The 20,462-nt window shown below is 49.2% G+C and carries 16 protein-coding genes; 14 read left to right on the top strand and 2 right to left on the bottom strand.

Annotation, left to right across the window (positions count from 1 at the left end; all coding sequences use genetic code 11):
• Window positions 1–114: 114 nt before the first annotated feature.
• Window positions 115–1,470 carry a prephenate-dependent tRNA uridine(34) hydroxylase TrhP gene (trhP, locus tag ACJJIR_RS11125; RefSeq protein WP_444905370.1) on the top strand — a complete coding sequence of 452 codons (1,356 nt, stop codon included), beginning with the start codon at window positions 115–117 and terminating at the stop codon, window positions 1,468–1,470.
• A 97-nt stretch (window positions 1,471–1,567) separates the two neighbouring features.
• Here trhP and ACJJIR_RS11130 read toward each other — a convergent pair whose 3' ends face one another.
• Window positions 1,568–1,837, bottom strand: a complete 270-nt coding sequence (locus tag ACJJIR_RS11130; RefSeq protein ID WP_444905371.1) for a hypothetical protein — start codon at window positions 1,835–1,837, stop codon at window positions 1,568–1,570.
• Between the two features lie 132 nt (window positions 1,838–1,969).
• Here ACJJIR_RS11130 and ACJJIR_RS11135 point away from each other — a divergent pair, with 132 nt between their 5' ends.
• The 8 genes from ACJJIR_RS11135 (at window position 1,970) to ACJJIR_RS11170 (ending at window position 9,997) form a co-directional block, all read left to right on the top strand.
• A complete protein-coding gene (locus ACJJIR_RS11135; protein WP_444905372.1) occupies window positions 1,970–3,220 on the top strand; it encodes an efflux RND transporter periplasmic adaptor subunit in 1,251 nt (416 codons plus the stop codon).
• A gap of 34 nt (window positions 3,221–3,254) precedes the next feature.
• Window positions 3,255–3,971 carry an ABC transporter ATP-binding protein gene (locus ACJJIR_RS11140; protein WP_444905373.1) on the top strand — a complete coding sequence of 239 codons (717 nt, stop codon included), beginning with the start codon at window positions 3,255–3,257 and terminating at the stop codon, window positions 3,969–3,971.
• On the top strand, window positions 3,968–6,403 hold the full coding sequence (locus ACJJIR_RS11145; protein ID WP_444905374.1) for an ABC transporter permease: 2,436 nt from the start codon (window positions 3,968–3,970) through the stop codon (window positions 6,401–6,403). The genes ACJJIR_RS11140 and ACJJIR_RS11145 overlap by 4 nt, the downstream gene beginning before the upstream one ends.
• An 88-nt stretch (window positions 6,404–6,491) precedes the next feature.
• On the top strand, window positions 6,492–7,400 hold the full coding sequence (locus tag ACJJIR_RS11150; protein WP_444905375.1) for an alpha/beta fold hydrolase: 909 nt from the start codon (window positions 6,492–6,494) through the stop codon (window positions 7,398–7,400).
• 137 nt (window positions 7,401–7,537) lie between these two features.
• On the top strand, window positions 7,538–7,909 hold the full coding sequence (locus tag ACJJIR_RS11155) for a RidA family protein (protein WP_444897162.1): 372 nt from the start codon (window positions 7,538–7,540) through the stop codon (window positions 7,907–7,909).
• Window positions 7,910–7,982: 73 nt separating this feature from the next.
• Window positions 7,983–8,585, top strand: coding sequence for a hypothetical protein (locus ACJJIR_RS11160; RefSeq protein WP_444905376.1), 603 nt, complete (start codon window positions 7,983–7,985; stop codon window positions 8,583–8,585).
• A 99-nt stretch (window positions 8,586–8,684) separates the two neighbouring features.
• The gene (locus tag ACJJIR_RS11165) at window positions 8,685–9,191 is read left to right on the top strand and encodes an arsinothricin resistance N-acetyltransferase ArsN1 family B (protein ID WP_444905377.1); all 507 of its coding nucleotides are present in this window, start codon (window positions 8,685–8,687) and stop codon (window positions 9,189–9,191) included.
• Between the two features lie 488 nt (window positions 9,192–9,679).
• On the top strand, window positions 9,680–9,997 hold the full coding sequence (locus ACJJIR_RS11170; protein ID WP_444905378.1) for a heavy metal-binding domain-containing protein: 318 nt from the start codon (window positions 9,680–9,682) through the stop codon (window positions 9,995–9,997).
• 12 nt (window positions 9,998–10,009) lie between these two features.
• On the opposite strand, the gene ACJJIR_RS11175 is transcribed toward ACJJIR_RS11170, so the two are convergent.
• Window positions 10,010–11,071: an FAD-dependent oxidoreductase gene (locus ACJJIR_RS11175; protein WP_413665653.1), complete on the bottom strand. Its 1,062-nt coding sequence runs from the start codon at window positions 11,069–11,071 to the stop codon at window positions 10,010–10,012.
• A 273-nt stretch (window positions 11,072–11,344) separates the two neighbouring features.
• Between ACJJIR_RS11175 and ACJJIR_RS11180 the strand changes: the two genes are divergently transcribed.
• From ACJJIR_RS11180 to pbpC, 5 genes are all read left to right on the top strand, one after another.
• Window positions 11,345–11,764 carry a hypothetical protein gene (locus ACJJIR_RS11180; RefSeq protein WP_413665652.1) on the top strand — a complete coding sequence of 140 codons (420 nt, stop codon included), beginning with the start codon at window positions 11,345–11,347 and terminating at the stop codon, window positions 11,762–11,764.
• Window positions 11,765–12,039: 275 nt separating this feature from the next.
• Window positions 12,040–12,450: a hypothetical protein gene (locus ACJJIR_RS11185; RefSeq protein WP_413665651.1), complete on the top strand. Its 411-nt coding sequence runs from the start codon at window positions 12,040–12,042 to the stop codon at window positions 12,448–12,450.
• A gap of 49 nt (window positions 12,451–12,499) precedes the next feature.
• On the top strand, window positions 12,500–12,658 hold the full coding sequence (locus tag ACJJIR_RS11190; RefSeq protein WP_282932647.1) for a hypothetical protein: 159 nt from the start codon (window positions 12,500–12,502) through the stop codon (window positions 12,656–12,658).
• Between the two features lie 297 nt (window positions 12,659–12,955).
• A complete protein-coding gene (locus tag ACJJIR_RS11195; RefSeq protein WP_444905379.1) occupies window positions 12,956–18,079 on the top strand; it encodes an alpha-2-macroglobulin family protein in 5,124 nt (1,707 codons plus the stop codon).
• Window positions 18,076–20,442, top strand: coding sequence for a penicillin-binding protein 1C (gene pbpC, locus ACJJIR_RS11200; protein ID WP_444905380.1), 2,367 nt, complete (start codon window positions 18,076–18,078; stop codon window positions 20,440–20,442). Before ACJJIR_RS11195 ends, pbpC begins: the two co-directional genes overlap by 4 nt.
• Window positions 20,443–20,462: the final 20 nt, after the last annotated feature.

Below are 20,462 nucleotides of genomic sequence, written 5' to 3' on the forward strand. Positions count from 1 at the left end.
AGCATAGATTCCCTCCATAACAGCTTATCACCCCCACCCCAGCGCTAATTGATTTATATCAATTAGCGCGATCTTGAATACCGTTAACATGCGGCCGCGTCCGACTATTCCACTATGAGTTTTTCCGTGTTTAAACCTGAGTTACTGTCCCCCGCAGGGACTTTAAAAAATATGCGATATGCGTTCGCCTATGGTGCCGATGCCGTTTATGCTGGCCAGCCCCGCTACAGCTTGCGTGTGCGCAATAATGAATTTAAAAATATTGAAACCCTGCGCCTAGGCATAGAAGAAGCACACCAGCAGGGAAAACAGTTCTATATCGCCTCTAATATCGCCGCTCACAACGACAAAGTTCGCAGTTACCTGCGGGACCTGGAAGAAATTGTCGAAATGGGGCCTGACGCCCTGATTATGTCCGACCCAGGTCTGATAATGATGGTAAGGGAGCGTTGGCCTGATCTGCCAGTTCACCTATCCGTACAGGCCAATGCGGTAAACTACGCAACCGTAAAGTTCTGGCATCGCCAGGGGTTATCTCGGGTGATACTTTCCCGGGAATTGTCCCTGGATGAGATTGAAGAAATTCGCCAGAAAGTGCCTGAGATGGAGTTGGAAGTCTTTGTCCACGGTGCACTCTGTATCGCCTACTCCGGGCGCTGCTTGCTGTCCGGTTATATGACCCATAGAGATGCCAATCAGGGCGCCTGCACCAACTCCTGCCGCTGGCAATACCAAGCTCATGAAGCCAAAGAGAATGAAGTTGGTGAATTGATTCATGTGCAAACCCAGGAACCTATCCAGGAGTCCACCCAGCAACCCACCTCCACCAGTGACAGTACTTCACAGGCCTTTTTATTACAGGAAGAAGGTCGCCCTGGCGAATATATGCCGGCCTATGAAGATGAGCACGGTACCTACATCATGAATTCCAAAGATCTGCGGGCCGTACAGCACGTCAAGCGCCTCACGGAAATGGGGGTTCACTCTTTAAAAATCGAAGGTCGCACCAAATCCCACTACTATGTAGCTCGTACAGCTCAGATCTATCGTCGCGCGATAGACGATGCAGCAGCAGGAAAAGACTTTGACATGAAGATGATGGACGAATTGGAAACCCTCTCGAACAGAGGCTACACGGAAGGTTTCTACCGTCGCCATCCACCAGCAGAATACCAGCAATATGAAAAGGGATTGATATCAACTCCGGGCCAACAGTTCGTAGGCGAGCTTATTGATGGCAGTCCTGAGTATTTGACGATTGATGTTAAAAATCGCTTTGAACGCGGTGATCAATTGGAGTTAATGACTCCCAGCGGTAGCTTGTTCTTCCCCTTGGAGCAAATGGAGAATACGGAAGGCAAAGCGATCGATATAGCTCCAGGATCCGGGCATATCGTGCAAATACCCCGACCAGAGGGGGTTGATGACGATCAACTTCAACAGGCGCTATTGGTCAAAGCTCTGGGATAACCCTCGGCCTGTAATTTGCACTAAGACTTATCAAGCCCTTCGTTTTACAAATATATTTTGTTAAAGGTGTAGCGGTTTAGACAATCTACCGGATTCACTAAGCCACGACACCTTTATTCCCACTACATCTCCACAATTTTACTTGTGAACCTATCCTCAAAATGCATTGGGTAATCGTTAAACCTCTCAAGTTACTGCCCACCTCACAATATTCAAACCATCCTGTATTTCCCCACCATTCACCGCAAGCAACTGGTTCTTGTACCAATTTTCCTGCATTTTCAGCCTCTCCTAAAACCCTTTTAAAGCCCTGAGTTTTGATCACAAAAATATGCTCGACAGTACTAATTACAAGATAAAAACCCACCCTCCCTCGGAGTTCCAACAGGAATACACCCGTTTTAAATAGTTATGATTTTCCACCTCTAACTCGCCCCCGCATCAAGGTTTCACAGTAGAAAAGCGTGCAACGATTGCTTAACCAAGGAAATGCCGCAATATGGATATTATTAAACCTAAGAAACGCCCCCTGATTAAGCACCCTTTAATGCTAGGTGGTGCTGCTCTTGCTTTTGTGGCATTTACCAGCACCCTCTTGTTACTTCCTGACAGCGCCTACAAGGTTGAGCGGGAACAGCTAATGCTAGGCACCGTCCAACGGGGAGACCTACAAGTTGTGGTAGATGGTTATGGTAGGCTGCGTTCAGACAAGCAGACGTTAATTACCGCTCTAACCGCAGCGAATGTTGAAAAAATCATGTTGCGTCCCGGTGCAGAAGTACAAAGTGATAGCATCATTATGCAGCTGAGCAACCCAGAATTAATGCGCGACCTGGATGCAGCCGAAACCTCCCTGGAACAAGAGGAAGCTAATCTGCGGCGGCTTGTTCTGAACAATCAGCGCGATGTTCTCGCGGAGGAAGCCATACTCGCGGAACTGAACTCCAATTACCAAGTAATCAAGTTGCGTCGCGAAGCTGAGGACGAGCTGGTAAAAAGTGGAGTGGTTTCCCAGCTCACCTACCAAACCACCGTCTTACGCCAGGAACAGATGAAAAAACGTGTGGACCTGCAAAAACAGCGTATCAATCACTTGCGCAAAGTCGCCGTCGAATCAGAGTTAATCCAGCGCGAGCAAATCAACCAAGCCCAGACCCAACTGCAAAGTATCCAGCAACGAACAGACCGACTGACAGTACGTGCCGGTCTGGACGGCATACTGCAACGACTACCGGTAGAGCTGGGGCAAGGTGTCAATCCCGGCCAGGAGCTGGCGCTGATCGGCAGCGAGACAGATCTACTCGCCTTGGTTCAAGTACCACAATCCAAAGCAGAGCAACTGGAGGTTGGTCAGCCCGCTGAAATTGATACCCGCAGAGAAAAAGTCGAAGGTATGGTAACCCGTATTACTCCTGAAGTTCGGGACGGCAATATTGAAGTGGAAATTGCTTTTAGCGCGGGCGCGCCAGAATCTGCCAGGCCACAGCTCAACGTCGATGCCCGGATCTTCACTGCCACGATGGAAGATACGCTGTTCGTCGAGAGGCCTATCAATGTGCAGAGGCACAGTGAGGCCAATCTCTTCCTGATTAATGAAAACGGGGAGGAAGCGGCACTCCAGCCCATCAGCTTCGGCGAGGAGTCGGGTCGATATATCCAGATCACCCAAGGCCTCAATGAAGCGGACCGTATCATCCTCTCGGATATGGCCAATTTTAATGCAGCTGAGCATATCCAGATTATTGACTAAAGCCTGAAACCTAAAGCGAGAAAGGGAGTTCGCTATGTCCAAGCCAATCCTCCATATGGCCGGGATCACCAAGGTGTTCAGCACCGCAGATATGGAAACTCACGCCCTGCGAGGCGTTGACCTGAGTATTTACCAGGGGGAATTTGTATCTATCTGCGGCCCCTCGGGTTGCGGTAAATCCACACTTCTCTCGATTCTCGGCCTGCTGGACCTCCCCACCAGTGGTAGGTATCAGATTGAAGGCATAGAAGTCGCTCAATTGTCGCTGAGTGAGGCGGCGACTATTCGCAACGAGAAAGTAGGCTTTATCTTCCAGTCCTTTAATCTGATTGACGAACTCTCTGTCTACGACAATATCGCCCTGCCCCTGCGATACCGCCGCAATCCCATTCCCAAGTCTGAAGCCGACAAAAAAGTGAAACACTGTCTGGAGAAGGTGGGGATGAGTCACCGGGCCGCTCACAAACCTAACCAGTTATCCGGTGGCCAACAGCAGCGAATCGCCATAGCCCGGGCGCTAGTTGGCAATCCGTCCCTACTACTGGTGGACGAGCCCACCGGCAACCTGGATTCCCACAATGGCGATGCAGTAATGGAAATGCTGCGGCAGCTCAACAATGAAGGGACCACCCTGTGCATGGTGACCCATGACCCTCGTTATGCAGACATGGCCAGCCGCCAACTGCATCTGCTGGATGGAAAAATCTCAACGCCGCAGCCCATACTAGAGCCCCATGAGATGGCCCTATGATCACCACAAAGGACCTGTCCATTGCCCTCCAGTCCCTCAATCGGGCGCGGAGCTACGCCACCACTATTATTCTGACCCTGGGTATCACTCTCGGCGCCCTAGTAACACTATTTAATCTCAACTACCAACTGTTAGCCGCACCCCTACCCTACCCGGACGAAGATCGGCTGTATGTCGTGAATGGTAATCTCTACCAGAACAAGCAGCTGCGGCTGGAAAACAACAGCCAATACCCTGCCCTGGTTGAAATCTATAAGAACGATAGTTTCTTCGAGTCCAGCGCCCTGGTGTACTTCTGGGAAGATGTGGCTCGCAATTTATCCGGATCACCACGGGTTAATGTTTCCTATGTCTCTCCGGAATATCTCCAGCTGGCTGGAGCACCCCTGGCCTTAGGCAGACAATTCAATGCCGATGAAGGGCTCGACAGCCGAGTCCCTGTGGCGGTTATCAGCTATCAAACCTGGGAGCAGATGTTCCGGCGCAACCCAAATGTCTTGGAGCAAAGCCTGCAATTTGGGGAGGTGGACTTTCGCATTGTCGGCGTCACCGCCAAAGACTTCATTGAACCCCAAATCTATAAGCAGGGCCGGCAAACGGCGGTCTGGCTGCCCTGGGACTTTAACGATACACAAGTAGAGCGCAGAAATAATTGGAGAGGCTTCCTGCCTTTCCGCATGCTCACAGGAAAGCTGAAGCCGGGCATTGACCCCGCCAGTGCGGGGCATGAATTGAGCACATTAATGGATGCCCAGTATCAAGCGGCCCTAGCGAGAAGGTCCTCTTCGGTAGAAAGGTCCGTTGAATACCGACTCACCCCCTTCGCCAATAAAATACTTGGCGACAGCGCCACGCGAACCTTAATGGTAATGGGCGGTACACTGGTGCTTCTGTTAATTGCCTGCGCCAATGTTACCAACCTGATTCTTTCTCGCGCAGCCAAACAACAACGCAATATGGCGATACAGGTCGCGTTGGGCGCACATAAAAAACATATCTTTTTGGCCCTGCTATGTGAAATCGGCCTACTTATGTTAGGGGCTGCATTACTTTCTCTACTTTTAGCCCTGGGATCGACGGAAGTATTAAAGGTGATGGCTACGGAACAAATTCCTCGCATTCAAGAGCTCACCTTAAACTGGCAGACACTGGTTTTTGCACTGTTGTGTGCCTTACTGCTCGCCCTGTTCTTCTCAGCCATAGTCAGTCGCCAGGTTAATTACCGCGCACTGAATCAAATGCTGCAGAGCAGCGGCAAAGGTTCTGGCGTACAGATCTCGCCTCTAATCCGCAAAATCCTCATCAGCAGCCAAGTGGCGATGACCAGTTTGCTTATCGTCGCCAGCTTGCAGATTTTCCTTCAAGCTAACCGACTGATTAACCAGCCCTTTGGCTTCCCCTTGGACAACGTTCAAGTGATGACTCTGAATATCGGCAATCTTAGGAGTGCCCCCACTGCCGAACGAGAGAGTTATCTGAAGGCCATCAGGCAAAGATTGCTGGAGCACCCTAAAGTACAAAATGCCAGCCTGAGCCTAAACACTCCTATCTCCATCAGCCGGCCACTCTGGACCACATCCCTGAGTCATTATGCCAGCCGACAAAACCCGGTGATGGCCAAGACCACAGTGGTCGACGAAAACTACCTTTCCATTTTGCGTATGCCTTTGATAGCTGGCCGCCATATCAATGCGGCTGAATTTTCCGATAACAATCGCATGATGCTCGTCAACGAAACCCTGGCCCAGCAACTGGAGCCGGATGGAGAAGTATTAGGCAATCGCTACTACTGGCGAGGTGACTTGCCCTACCAAGTGGTCGGTGTAGTACGCAACGCAAGCCTGCCCGGCAAAAAGGAACCCGCCCGCTTATTTGTGCGCGGTATCAACGTGAGCTATCCCCTACTCGTACTTAGACATAAGCCTCACCAACCGCTCAGCACCACAGAGATTAATCGGGAGTTTGCCGAAGTAAACAGGCAGTACAAAGTTTCTGAGCTATTCACCCTGGAGCAGGCGCGAGACCTACTCCTAAGCAATGACCGGGTCTCAGTTTGGGTAACCACCGCCCTGACATTACTGGCACTTAGCCTCGCTGCCATCGGTATCTTTGGAGTGCTCAGTTACAGTGTACAACTGCGGCGTACTGAGCTTGGCGTGCGCATGGCAATCGGCGCCCGCCCAGCGACGATTTTCTATCACACCCTGATCGATAGCCTGATTCCCGTCGTTATCGGTATCGCTGTAGCGACTTTGGTCCTCGTCCCTCTGGCGCTTTGGCTTGAGCAAAGCGAGTTCAGTATTGAAACCAGCCTATGGGGCTGGCTGCTACCACCATTGCTTATTATCGGCCTAACCGCCTCGGTGACCCTGCTTTCAGTATGGAAGATAATCAACAAGCCCGCGATTTACGCATTGCAAGGAACAGGATAATTACTTTCCACCTGTAGCCGCTGCTTGAGGTTGCGCGCTCATCGTGCAATCTTTACAGCAAATACAACAATAAGAAATGGAACAGCCAATGCAGCCTCAGCAGTGGTTATCAAACGGAAAGATTTTTGATTATCAAAACCACCAACTCTTCTATGTCGATAGCAACCCAAGCTGCCGACATAAACCAGTGCTGCTTTTGATTCACGGTTTTCCAACCAGTAGTTATGACTGGCAAAAGGTATGGGCCCAACTGACAGCGCACTATCGCTGTATTGCTATGGATATGCTGGGATTCGGTTACTCAGACAAACCCAAGCAGCATAACTACAGTATCCACGGGCAAGCTGATTTACATGAAGCTCTTCTGCAACATTTAAACATCAACAAGGTCCACCTGCTGGCCCATGACTATGGGGATACCGTTGCCCAGGAGTTACTCGCCAGAGCCAATAGCGGTGGTACCACGAGGTATGCCTCAGCATGCCTGCTAAACGGAGGTCTATTTCCAGAAACTCATCAAGCGCGTTTCGTACAAAAACTGCTGCTCTCTCCCGCAGGCTTCCTGATCAATAAACTGATGAATTACCGGCAGTTTTGCCGCAGCTTCAGTGCCATTTTCGGACCAGAGACACAACCCTCTGACAGAGAGTTGCGAGACTTGTGGCAAATTCTCCAATACAAGAATGGCAACCGGCTCCTTTATAAACTAATCAGCTATATGCGCGACAGGCGCCAACATCGTCAGCGCTGGGTCGACGCCCTAAAGCAATACCCCGGCCCCCTATTACTAATCAATGGCTCATTAGACCCAGTTTCAGGGAAGCATATAGTGGATCGATTTCGGCAACTGATAGATCGGCCAACGGATATTGTTGAGCAGGGAACGATTGGGCATTATCCGCAGTGGGAGGCTCCTGAAAATGTTGGGAATGAATATCTAAAATTCCTAAAAATACACCAGAACAACCCTTTCTTACTTTCTACACTATCGGAGTAAAGTAAACTACTAGGGTAATGAGAGCTAATCATAGTAGCAATGCCGACACACTAGCCACTAGTAGTAATAACTAAGACTGGAATCTTCCTGTTTTAATTTAGTAAATCACCCAATTACAGAGCACAAAAGTAGATAGAATGATCGAAAGGATAAACTACCAAGACCTTCCCCAAGCTGCAGGCCCTTATGTACACGCAACAAAGCACAACAACACCCTATACATATCTGGCCTTACAGCGTATGAAACCGAAGTACAATCTTCTAGCTTGATTGCTCAGACTACTGAAATACTTTCCCAGCTTTCAATAATCCTTGATTGCGAGGGACTGGTAAAAAATAATTTAGTCAAACTAACAATCTTTGTTCGCGATATTGGCAGTCTAACATCCATTCGAGAGCTACTTTTTCAATTTTACGAAGAAAGTTTACCCGCTTGTTCATTGGTGGAAGTTTCAAAACTAATACACCCAGATTTACTAGTAGAAATAGAAGCTATAGCAGCCCTTTAGCGATGAAACTTACAAAATTTCACAACATTTATCTTACACTTCACGCACGAAAAGCGAGACCCAACATTTGAGTATGAGACACTTAACGACAAAAGCCATTACTATTCTATATTGCATTTCGGCCCAATATTCTATTGCCAGTAATGAAGTAACAATACATAAAATACCAAAGGAGAAGGTTGCACAGGAAAATAAACTGCTCACTGATTTATTCACCCAAGACCAAAGCGCGCGCATTGCCCCCCACCGTGACATTGACTGGGAATCACTAAATCATGAAGACAAAACCCGGCGGATAAAAGTCTTAAAAATGCTTGAGAATGGGCATATTAGAACGTCAAAGGACTACTATCATGCAGCACTTATCTTCCAGCATGGTAATAAATCAGAAGATATAAGACTGGCCCATGCTCTTGCCACTATTGCAGCAACCCTGGCAGAGGATAAGAATAAAGCTAATTGGCTAAAAGCGGCCACTTGGGATCGCTTAATGATGAATCTTGGTCGGCCACAGTGGTACGGCACTCAGTTTGTTAAAGATGACTCTGGAAACTGGAGCCTTTATAACATTGATTCTGATATAGTCTCTGATCAGCAGCGAATAGATTGGTCCGTTCGTACACTAGAAGAATCAAAGGCCATGGAAAAGTCGCTAAATAGTAAAAAGAAAAGTTAGCATTGATAAAGCTTTACAGAGCCAGCCAGCGGGTATCTGGCTAGTCAGTTCACCACCAATCTCTGGCCAATGCTATCAAACATAGGGAGAGACAACAGTATGATACGAGCAGTTAAAGCTTCTGACTCTGCTGGGATTGCTAAAATCTACAATTACTATGTGGAGAATACCTGTATCACTTTTGAGGTAGAGCCAGTTTCTGCAGAAATTATCGCCGACCGAGTCGAAGAATGCTCAAAAAACAATCTTCCCTGGTTAGTTGCTGAGAATGAGGGCCGTTTAATTGGCTATTGTTATGCCAGTAAATGGAAAGGACGCTGTGCTTACCAGTATTCGGTGGAGGCTACCGTGTACTTGGACACGAACTATTCCTCTAAAGGCTGGGGCTCGAAGCTCTATAATGAACTGTTTAAACAGTTAAGTGAACTCAATGTCCACGCGGTAATCTGCGGTATAGCTCTACCAAATGCAGGCAGCGTAGCACTTCATGAGAAGTTTGGAATGGAAAAAGTTGCTCATTTCAAAGAGGTCGGCCGAAAATTTAACCAGTGGATAGATGTTGGTTATTGGCAGTGCTTACTCCCCTTAAGAAAGGAGAAAGCATGAAATAAGTACTTCATGAAGGAGTACATTTTAAGCAACTTTTATGTACCCACATTTACCCCACTAGGGAATTTTAACCTAAATTTTACCAAATCCTCTCTAATCTAGGGTCATAACTGCGCGCTTTTGCGCAGCAAGGGCTATTACATTGAGTAGCCGAGACTTTATTGAGGGCACTGATTCCCCCCCCATTATACCAAAATAAAAGTGGACAACTTACTATAGAGAAAGTTGCAGCAATTACTGGATTGCTTTTAATTTAGCTCATATTCCATCAAAAGTTACTGGCCTATATGATCATTACACTTTTCACCCCGGAACCCTACCTCATTTAATGTAAGATAAAAGCTAAAACCCAGAAAAGGTACGGTAGCTAAAAACAAACATTCGACCACCATAAAACAATTAAATATATTCGCATAACGGATCCAGGTTAGGGTAAGATCACCAAAAGAGCCAAAAATATAGGTAATTATAATTAAGGGAGTGATATGATTTTTTCAACTACAGAAACAGTACCAGGAAGAGAAATATCGGAGGTACTGGATATCGTTACGGGCAACGTTGTTCAATCAAAACATATCGGCCGTGACTTAATGGCAGGTATAAAGAGTATTGTCGGTGGAGAGATACGAAGCTATACGGAAATGCTGACCGAAGCGAGAAACAAAGCTTTTCAAAGATTAAGTGACAGTGCCCGGCAAAAAGGCGCTGATGCCGTGGTAGGAATTCGTTTTACTACAAGTGCAATTATGGATGGCTCCTCAGAAATTCTTGTTTTTGGTACAGCTGTAAAACTAAAAAAATAGGTTGGAATGCCCCTAAAGTTCTACCGCAAACTGCCCCAGTTTTCTCCGCACCGCAGGAATAGAACTGGCGGCAGCGATTAACGCTCGAAATTCAAATCTTGCTTTCAGGGATTGTCCAGTGATCATTTTCCGGCCACGCTCAGTAACCTCAATAACCTTTTTATCTTCTTGGTGGCGCAAATCAGAGTAGCCTAGGAGCTGCCCCTCAGTGATCCGTTTTGCCAATTCGGCTGCATCAGCTATCCCAAGGTTCATACCACGACCTCCAACCGGAGAGTGGCAATGGGCAGCATCCCCAGCTAGATGTATCCTGCCCTTTGAGTAAGTTTCCGCTTGCCGAATTGAGATTTTAAAGGTTCCCTCCCGCCGAACCCTCTTAACATCCACCGCCATCGGAAATGCTTTAATTGCATTATCACAGCTAGCTACCAGACGGTGTCGGCCTTCTCCCAATGGCACCGCAACAGCGACCACGCCAGATTCCATTTTGACCAAGGTAAACTTTCTTTTAGGAGGCCAATCCCCTGTATCAACATCCGCGATTGACCACACTTCTTCCAAGTCAAATCCAGGATAACTGATACCTGCAGCTTCACGAACAGTACTGCGAATACCATCCGCTCCTACGACCAGGTCAAATTGCTCCTCTTCACCATTATCAAAAAAAGCCACTACCCCACTCTTTTCCTCGGTAAGGGTTTTGAGTTCTTTCCTATATTCAACTTCGACTCCCATACCAAATAAAACCTGAGCCATGAGAGCTTCAGTTCTGTCTTGAGGAAGTCCAAGAATGGCGGGGAAATAAGTCCGATCGGAATGAAGGGGGAACTCTAGTGCTAAATGCGTATTTAGGTAAATGCATGCGCTCTGAACAGCGATCCCCTCAGCAATCAACTTTTCAGAAACGCCAGAGTGAGAAAGCAACTCAAGGCTGCGAGAAGTAACTCCCACTGCTCGACTAAGGGTTGACGCGCTATCCCGGCGGTCCACAATTCTTGGCAGTAGCCCTCGCCGAGCAAGCTCGACCGCTGTTGTAAGGCCCGTGGGCCCAGCCCCAACAATCAGTACTTTCACAGGCTACCTCAAATAACCCCACCTAACAGTAAGATAGTACATATGAAAGAGTAAGGGTGACTAGCTGGTCTGAGGCTCTTCATAAAAAACCTCGGCCGCTATCTGTGATCTCTTCACAGCAATACCAGTCACCGCTTGGTGAGTACGTGCTTAAACTTGCGAAGTCGAAACCTCTAATATCTGGCAACGATCTACAGAAGACTCGTCTTGCCAATAAGTACCCACTGTTATATCGATATTTTTTATGTTTCAGCTCTTGGGTATAATTTCTAAATGATTACACCACTTTACGATGATGTACATGGACTCGCACTTGAGATAGTCAATAAATCCGCCTCTGGGGATAAAGCTGGGTGCCAAGACTCCCTCAACTCGCTAGAGAGACTATGCGCAAAATATGCCGGAGGCGAGCTAGACCATCCCCTACAGTGGGAGGCTCTGGGTGATTTTTCAGAAAGCTGTGAGGATGCAATACAGGCATACACCCAGGGACTTAACTGCTCCATAAAATTAGATCTCCCTTTGTATTCAGCTTCAATTGCCCTGGAAATGGCTGAATGTTTTTTGAGACTAAACAATCAAGATAAAGCCTTGAAATTTGCCCATAAAGCACGTATCTATTCTGTCAGTACAGAGGATTATGAACTACAAGAATCCATTAACAATTTCCTTAGAAATCTTATACAGGTTTAGTTTACCCTTAAAGACCATCCAAGCTGAGTTATCATAGTTAACTAAAACAATGATTCTAAGATCACTGATTACTTCTATATTAGTCAGCCTAAGTTACACTCTGGCTGCACATTACATTTACGATAACTCTTTTGGTGAAGGTGAAATTCTGAAGATCCAGGCCTCCATATTGATGTTTCAAGCTTTAGTCGTTTTCATACCTACATTCACTGCCTGCTTACTAATCACACTCTGGCTAAGCAAGATCAATAGAAAGACAAAATAAGACATTCTGTATGCCCCCAACTTCAAGCATCATGGCTACCGCTTCAAAAATCAGCCTTTGCCTTATAGCAAGTTCAATAGCAACTCTTATTTCCATTATGGAGTACTGGCGAGGGCTTAATGGTAACGAACTTCTTTTAGCCAGAAGTGTCTCCGCTGTAACAACTGCCGGGAAAAACGGCCCCAAGTATATAGAACCGACGCTAGCTGCCGGAAATGATGGCATTACTGAAGTTCAAGTCATCTTAATGGCTCTAGGCTTATCGGCACTTTTGGCCTTAAGTTCGCTGATAGTGGTGACGATTTACAGGGTCAGGCACGGCCATCACAAACTCTATCTGCCTTTAGCTTTCTGTTCTACAGTTCTATGCTTGGGCATTATTTATGTTGGGTTTAAGTCCGGTATTCAGTATAGTCTTTGAAGTAGGACAAGCTTAGGCTAGTACTGAGGCATAACAAAGGAATATCAAAGTGAAAAGAATTGCCACCGCACTGCTATTTTTATTTGCGGCGATTGCCTGCTACGCTTTCGGAGTCCCTGTGGGAGGAGTAATCTTCCTTGCTCTTGGCATTATCTTTGAAGGAATCTTCTGGATTAAGCTATTTAAACGTAAAAAGAAGCCAACATAGGTGTAGTAATACAACGTTACTTCGGCTAGATTCAATTGAACTAGTGATTATCGAATAAACTACACGCCTCAACCTGGCACCATAGAACAGGAAGGTCGCTTACTCCCTAAGCCACCTAATTGCCATCCCATCATTCTATAAATTTATTTTCCAGCCATCAGTAATCCCCATCTCACTATTGGTACACACTTGCATCAGGAATAGATACCGAGCACGGAAACTATGGAGGAAACTTGAGACATATTTAAAGACGGACTAAATTGTGCGCCGTTAAATGGATTCTATAAGGAAATACCCATGTCCCTTCACCGCTCACCACGCTGGATTGCGGTCATTCTTCTTTGTCTTATTGCTATGGCTTGCTCACAAGAAAAGTCAGAGAAGAAACTCGCTGACACCCCCAAGCTTGCGGAAGGCGGGAGCGTTGAAGAGGGTAACAACCAGGCACAAGCTCTCAGCCCCACTGAGAAAGTGCATAAAAAAGAAGCGGCCTCTTCTAGTGAAGCAATCTCGAAAGCTGATGAAGTTCAGCGCACTTCTGAAACTAATTCTACTGAGCTGACAGAGAATGATGCTACCCCTGCACAAGTCACAGCCAGTGCCAGTACTCAAATCTCCGGGGATCACTTTCTAAAGGTCCTCCATGTTGGGGAGCGGACGTTTAAAGATGCACGGGCCATCGCTGTTATCTTTTCTGAACCTTTACTGGGCAATGCCCATTTTGGCTCCTACTTGAATCTATCCCGTGACGATGGCGAGCGTGTAGATGGTGGTTGGGTTCTCTCCGATAACCAGAAAATTCTCTATTTTCCTCATATTGAACCAGATACTCGCTATAAACTCACCCTGCTCCCGGGTCTGCCCGGCGAAAACGGCTTGGAGTTACAGGAAGAGAAACAGGAGAGGATTCGCACCCGACGGATTGAGCCCAGTATCAGCTTTGCCAGCAATGGAAGTATTTTTCCCGCGACGGTAACTCCCGGCCTACCTGTTACTGCAGTCAGTGTTGAGGCCGCACAGATTCACTTCCATAGAGTGAAACCTGAACATTATTCTGAGTTCTTCAGGTTGATCAAAAGCCAGTCATTAAAATACTACTATCGCTTAAAGTCCCTCAATCAAGTGGCCGATTTTGTCTATAGTGCCCAGTTCGATCTCACCAAGGAGAAATACGTCCAGCGAGATTTCGACCTTTCTATCGGGCATATAAAGCCCCTGCAACAACCAGGTATCTATGTCGCGGTTATGCAGCCGGCAGGCATGTATGACACCAACCTCTATGATGTCACCCACTTCTCCATCTCCAACTTAGGCCTTCATGCGCGGTACTATCCAAACAGTGTGGACCTCTATGTTTCATCTCTGGATGAAGGGCAGGCTCTTAAGGGCATTGAAGTTGAGCTGCTCAACAACAAAGGGGAGCTAATCCAGCAATACACAACCGACCAAGACGGCCAGGTGCGCTTTGCTCTGACGCAGGAACAGGAAGACTCACAGCGCTTCTTCATCGCAAGAGATCCTGATACCGGTCACTTCTCCATACTCGACCTACGTGAACCTGCATTGGACCTTTCGGATTTTCAGTTGGGCCAGCGCCCTTCGAGACCGATGGAGTTTTTCATGTATGGTCCGCGAGATCTGTATCGCCCCAATGAATCGATCCAGGTGAGCGGGCTGCTGCGCAACTATGATGGTCGCTATATCAAAGACCTGCCGATCAAGGCAGAACTCATAAAGCCGGACAATACCAGCGCGCGCGTATTTACATGGCACGCCAGCGCGCCCGGATACTACGAAAAGCTTATCCCACTTCCACAAAATGCACCTACCGGTGACTGGCGCCTGGATGTTGAGCTAGCCGATGGGCGCAAAGTGAAATATCCATTTAAGGTAGAAGAATTCTTGCCAGAGCGAATGAAGCTGGTTTTGCAAGACGGTGAAGAGCGCAGTCTGGTAGAGGGCCATAAAGAATCTTTCGAACTTCAGGTACAAGGTAGTTATCTCTATGGTGCGCCAGCGGCAAAGAATCGCCTGGAAACTCTGGTGCAAATTAGCCACTATCGCGAGCCCCTCCCCCAGTGGAAAGGGTTCTTATTTGGGAACACTAATGAATCTTTGCCCACGCGACAGTTTCATGCCCCAACGATTGAGCTCAATGAGGAAGGGTTGAGCAATCTGACCTTGCGCTCCCGTTGGAAACGAGCTAAGAGCCCGCTGAAAATCAACTTGGTTTCCAGCCTGTTCGAATCCGGCGGCCGCCCGGTAACTCGCCAACATCCAGTCCTGGTATGGCCCACACACCCGGTGGTAGGTATTCGCCCAAATTTTGGAGAGGAAAACCCATCGGCCAACAGCAGGCCTGAATTTGAAATAGTGGTTGCCGACGCACAGGGCGAGCCTGTTATCGGGCGGGATCTCAAAGCGGTGTTAATTTCCGAAGACCGCCAGTACTTTTGGGAGTACTCTGCAAATCGGGGCTGGCACTATGAATACTCAAGTGCTGAATTTGAAACTTTCAGTCGCCAGCTCCAATTCACCGAAGAGCAGCCACTGAAGCTCACAGTCCCAGTGGAACATGGCCACTACCGCTTAGAAGTCACTGATACCAATACGGGGGCAACCAGCAGCTTACGCTTCCACGCCGGCCGGGACTGGTATTACTGGTGGCGTAAGGATCAAGTAGCCAAAGGCCAGGCTGCGCGTCCAGATACCGTGGCCCTGTCACTGGATAAACCAAGGTACTCTTCTGGAGATCTGGCGCAACTCACCATAGTACCGCCCGCTGACGGAGAGGCGTTGGTGTTGGTGGAGAGCGACCAACTATTGTGGTCCAAACGACTACCTGTAGAAAAGTCGGGCACCAATATCGAAATCCCAATCTCTCCTGAGTGGGATCGCCACGACACCTATATTTCTGTTACTGCTCTGCGCCCTGCGGACAAGAATGAGCGTATCGCCCCCAATCGCGCTTTTGGTCTCGCCCACTTGCCCCTGAATCGCGATCCTCGGCGCCTGCCCATTTCACTCGAAGCGCCCACGAATGCCCTACCCGGCTCGGAAATTGAAGTTACCATTTCTACTGACGAAAATTCTATCGAACAAAACGGAAGCAAAGCCTGGGCCACCCTTGCCGCCGTCGATGTCGGCGTACTCAATATCACCCGCTTCAAAACCCCGGATCCCTTCGAGGCCTTTTTTGGCCAGCGCCGTTACGGTGTGGATGTAAGGGATATCTATCATCGCATTATTGAATCCAACAGTGGCAAACTGGTGGAGCAACGTTTTGGCGGCGATGCAGAACTGGCCCGAGGCGGCGACGAGCCCAACTCTGACGTTCAAATAGTATCTTTATTCTCAGGACCCGTTGAATTTGATACTCAGGGCCAAGCAAAGGTCGCGCTACAACTACCGGATTTTAACGGACAGCTGCGCCTGATGGCGGTTTCTTTCAGCAAAGACCGATTCGGTAGCACCGACGGAGAAGTAACAGTCGCCTCACCGGTTGTCACCCAAGCCGCCTTGCCTCGCTTTATGGCCCCTGGTGATAGCAGCACACTGGCCCTTGACCTCAATAACTTAAGTGGCCGCTCCCAAAAACTCACTGTAAATATGCAATCGGTGGGCGCGGTAGACTTGGAAATGGGTGAGCGGTTGCTGGAACTGGCGGATGGTGAACGCAAAACTTTGCGCTTCCCTATCACCGCCAAAGATGCCACCGGAGATGCGGAGTTCAAACTGGTCGTGCAGGGTGCCGTCGATAAAGATGGAAATGATATCGATATCGAACAGCAGTGGCGCCTGGGCGTGCGCCCCGCTTGGCCGGCAACCACACGCAACCAGCGCAGGCTCCTGTCCCAGGGCGAGAGCTTCAGTGCCGATAGCAGCTTCCTGGATTCCCTAATGCCTGGAACTGTTCAAACCCTGGTATCCCTGGACAGCCGACCGCAACTGCAATTACAGGATCACCTATCCAACCTGCTGCAATACCCCTACGGCTGCCTGGAACAAACCTCCAGCCGGACCTTCCCGCTAGTCATGGCAACGCCGCAGCGACAGCAAAAACTGGGCCTTGAACCTCTGGATGAGAATGAGCGGGCCGAACGTATCGACGCAGGTATTGAACGCATTTTCAGTATGCAAAAAGGGAACGGCAGCTTTGGCCTATGGAGTTCCGAGTCTTCCGAAAGCCAGTGGCTAACCGCCTATGTAGTCGATCTTCTATTGCGGGCCCGGGACCAGGGAATCGTATTTGACGATAACCGCCTGGAATCCGCACTCAAGCGCCTGCAGGATTACGCCCGTGAGCGCGGTACTTTCTATCAGCAACGCTATAGCTATAGTCCCGATTTCTATGCTTATGCCTCAAGAGCTTACGCTGCCTATGTGCTCTCACGAGTACAGAAAGTGTCTCTCGGGCAACTGCGTACCCTTTATGAAAGCGGCTCTAGCCTGACCCAATCTCCCTTGCCAAATCTGCATATGGCAATCGCTTTGCACACCATGGGCGATGCCACCCTGGCCCAGGAGGCCCTGCAAAAAGCGCTTAAAATCGAGCGCAAACGCCGCAGCTACTATGGCGATTATGGATCAGACCTACGGGATACGGCTCAAATGATCTCCCTGCTCCTAGAGCACAATTTCGCAGGTGATAAAACGGAATCCCTGGTGTTCGAGCTGGCCGATCTTCTCCACGGTCGCCAATATCTCAGCACCCAGGAGCGCAATAGTGTGTTTATGGCTGGAGCACAGTTGCAACTCAATAGCAGCGCAAACTGGTCTGCGACTTTGGCCAGTATTGATGGCTTGCGCGAGCTCAATAGCGATAACCCGCACAGCGCATTATTCCGCGGGCGCGAAGCCGCCAGCGCACTTGAGGTAACTGCACAGATAGAAAAGCTCTATGCAGCAATTACCATCAATGGTTACAGCAAGAAGTCACCTGAGGCGGAGATGGATAAAGGTGTCAGAATTAAACGCAGCTACCACAATTTGGATGGCACGGAAGTCATTCCCAATCAGGTTCGTGAGGGCGAGCTTTACCTGGTGCGTTTGCAAATTGATGCGGACCAACGCCTGCCCGACCTACTTGCAGTGGACCTATTGCCCGCAGGTTTTGAGCTGGAGAATCAAAACCTGGCCGACAGTATCAAAGTGGATGAACTCGAGTTCGATGGCAAAAGTATTGCCCAGTGGCAGGACACCCAGGACAATATCCAACACACTGAATATCGCGATGACCGCTTTGTGGCGGCACTGGATCAGCTGAGATACAAAACCACCAATCTCTTCTATATCACCCGCGCAGTAACCCCCGGCAACTATCAGGTACCCCCACCCTACGTAGAGGATATGTACAAACCGGAACGCTTCGCTATCGGTGAAAATCCCCTAACGCAAATGCGGGTAATCGGTAAACAGTGAAGCTGTTGGCCACTATCCGGAGAGCCTGGCAAAGCAGCAGTCGCAGAGTTCGCGCACTGCTGCTTGCGCCCGCCGCCCTCACAGCGGTACTGCTACTGCTCGACTTTGCTTTCCCTCCTCCTCTTCCCGAAACTCAAGATTTTGCACGAGTCGTTGCAGATCGTTACGGCAAACCACTACGTTTCTTTGCCGACAGTCGCGGAGTCTGGAGATACCCAATATCTCGGGAAAATGTATCACCGCGCTTTATCGAAGCTCTTCTCACCTACGAAGACCGACACTTCTATCGGCACCCCGGAGTAAATCCGCTAGCCCTATTGCGAGCTTCAGTCCAATACCTTCGCAATGGACGAGTCGTTTCCGGCGGTTCCACTCTCACCATGCAGGTAGCGCGACTACTGGACCCACACCGCAAAACTCTGCCGGGCAAAACCAAGCAGATATTGCGTGCATTGCAATTGGAGTGGCACTTCAGCAAGAATGAAATTCTCGATCTGTACCTGAACCTCGCACCTTACGGCGGCAATATTGAAGGCGTGGAAGCAGCCAGCCGTCTATACCTGAGTAAATCAGCCTCCGACCTTACCCATGCGGAAGCTGCACTGCTAGCTGTACTCCCTCAGGCGCCGAGCCGCCTGCGGCCAGATCGGCATCCTCTAAAGGCACAAAAAGCCCGGGACAAAGTTCTGGATAGGCTGCAGTCATTTACCGTCTGGAGCGCAGAGGATGTTAAACGCGCCCAGCTTGAGCAGGTCTATGCGGAACGCTTGGAATTCCCGCAAAACGCCCCGCACCTAGCCCGCAGACTGGTAAATACCATCAGCGACCAAGAAGTTATTCACACCACAATCGACGGCAACATCCAGCGCGGACTGGAAGATTTTCTGCGCGATCATATGGATAGCTATCCAGCCAAAACATCTGCAGCTGTTGTAGTTTTGGAGAATTCCGATTTATCCGTGCGTGCCTACGTGGGAGCTTCTCATTTTGGTAACGGGCGCCGCTATGGCTATGTGGATATGGCCAGGGCTGTACGCTCACCGGGCTCTACGCTCAAACCCTTTTTGTACGGACTTGCCATTGATGAGGACCTGATTCACAGCGCCTCCCTGCTCAGCGATGCGCCCCGCATCTACGGCGATTACCGCCCTGAAAATTTCCATCGAGGCTTCGCCGGCCCTGTCACCGCCACTGCCGCCCTTCAGAAATCTCTCAATGTCCCTGCAGTTCAGCTACTGGAACATTACGGCCCCGGTCGATTGGCCGCAGCCCTGGAGAATGCCGGACTAGCACTAGAGTTTCCCAGTGGTGGTAGACCCAACTTGGCCATGATTTTGGGGGGCGTAGGTGCTCGTCTTGACCAGCTGACAGGTATTTATGCCGCACTGGCACGGGGAGGCCAGACTGCAGCTCCCCGCTATTTACCCGAGGAGCCCGTACGTGAAAGGCATCTGATGTCTTCTGAGGCGGCTTGGATTACATTTGAAATGCTCGCTTCCAATCGCGGAGGTTCCCGCCGTTGGCGCAATCTGGTGCGACAAAACAAGGCAGATATCGCCTGGAAGACAGGCACCAGCTACGGCTATCGGGATGCCTGGGCGATTGGCGTAACTCCCGGCTACACCGTCGGCATTTGGGTAGGCCGACCGGATGGCACTCCCCTACCCGGTTACTATGGCTCCATTAGTGCCACACCTCTGTTGAACGCAGTTATCGCCGCATTACCAGACAACAAACAACAGCACCTGAAAAAGCCAGACTCAGTAACTCAAGAGACTATTTGTTGGCCGCTTGGGGGCCAGAAGACGCTCACACAAACCAGCCACTGCCATCTGCAACACAACGCCTGGTTAATCCAAGGGCGCACACCCAGAACACTATCGCCGCAAGGTGAGCCTCTGCGGGCAGCACAAACCTTTAGTTTCTTTGCAAACCGGCAAGGTATGCGGGTAAAGCCCAGTTGTATGGATTCTACTACTGAAAGGCATAGCCTAGCCCTTTGGCCGAAAGAACTGGAATCCTGGCTACCTGAAAACCACACCCGGGCCCAACAAATTCCTCCGACGGCTCCCGAGTGTTACACCCCGACTGCAACAACAGGGACTCCACTAAAGATTATCGGAGCTGGAGATGGTAACCAGTATCGACCTACCGGCAAAAATGCCCCACTTCCGCGTTTAACTCTGAGCGCGATTGGCGGACAGGGAAAGCGCTATTGGTTCCTAAACGGTGAGCCCAAGGGCGAAACCCTCGGAAACGAAAACCTGGCACTATTTCCGGGAAGTGGTAAGCACCAAATTGCTGTACTGGATGCTAGCGGGAATGTCGATCGGATTGAGATTTTTGTAGGAAACGACAACTGATTTTCATAAAGCAGAAGACT

It is taken from the genome of Microbulbifer maximicatervae (SeqCode), assembly GCF_052467385.1.

Coding starts and splice junctions, on each gene's coding strand:
- trhP (WP_444905370.1), top strand. CDS start 115: ATGAGTTTTTCCGTGTTTAAACCTGAGTTACTGTCCCCCGCAGGGACT.
- ACJJIR_RS11135 (WP_444905372.1), top strand. CDS start 1,970: ATGGATATTATTAAACCTAAGAAACGCCCCCTGATTAAGCACCCTTTA.
- ACJJIR_RS11140 (WP_444905373.1), top strand. CDS start 3,255: ATGTCCAAGCCAATCCTCCATATGGCCGGGATCACCAAGGTGTTCAGC.
- ACJJIR_RS11145 (WP_444905374.1), top strand. CDS start 3,968: ATGATCACCACAAAGGACCTGTCCATTGCCCTCCAGTCCCTCAATCGG.
- ACJJIR_RS11150 (WP_444905375.1), top strand. CDS start 6,492: ATGCAGCCTCAGCAGTGGTTATCAAACGGAAAGATTTTTGATTATCAA.
- ACJJIR_RS11155 (WP_444897162.1), top strand. CDS start 7,538: ATGATCGAAAGGATAAACTACCAAGACCTTCCCCAAGCTGCAGGCCCT.
- ACJJIR_RS11160 (WP_444905376.1), top strand. CDS start 7,983: ATGAGACACTTAACGACAAAAGCCATTACTATTCTATATTGCATTTCG.
- ACJJIR_RS11165 (WP_444905377.1), top strand. CDS start 8,685: ATGATACGAGCAGTTAAAGCTTCTGACTCTGCTGGGATTGCTAAAATC.
- ACJJIR_RS11170 (WP_444905378.1), top strand. CDS start 9,680: ATGATTTTTTCAACTACAGAAACAGTACCAGGAAGAGAAATATCGGAG.
- ACJJIR_RS11180 (WP_413665652.1), top strand. CDS start 11,345: ATGATTACACCACTTTACGATGATGTACATGGACTCGCACTTGAGATA.
- ACJJIR_RS11185 (WP_413665651.1), top strand. CDS start 12,040: ATGCCCCCAACTTCAAGCATCATGGCTACCGCTTCAAAAATCAGCCTT.
- ACJJIR_RS11195 (WP_444905379.1), top strand. CDS start 12,956: ATGTCCCTTCACCGCTCACCACGCTGGATTGCGGTCATTCTTCTTTGT.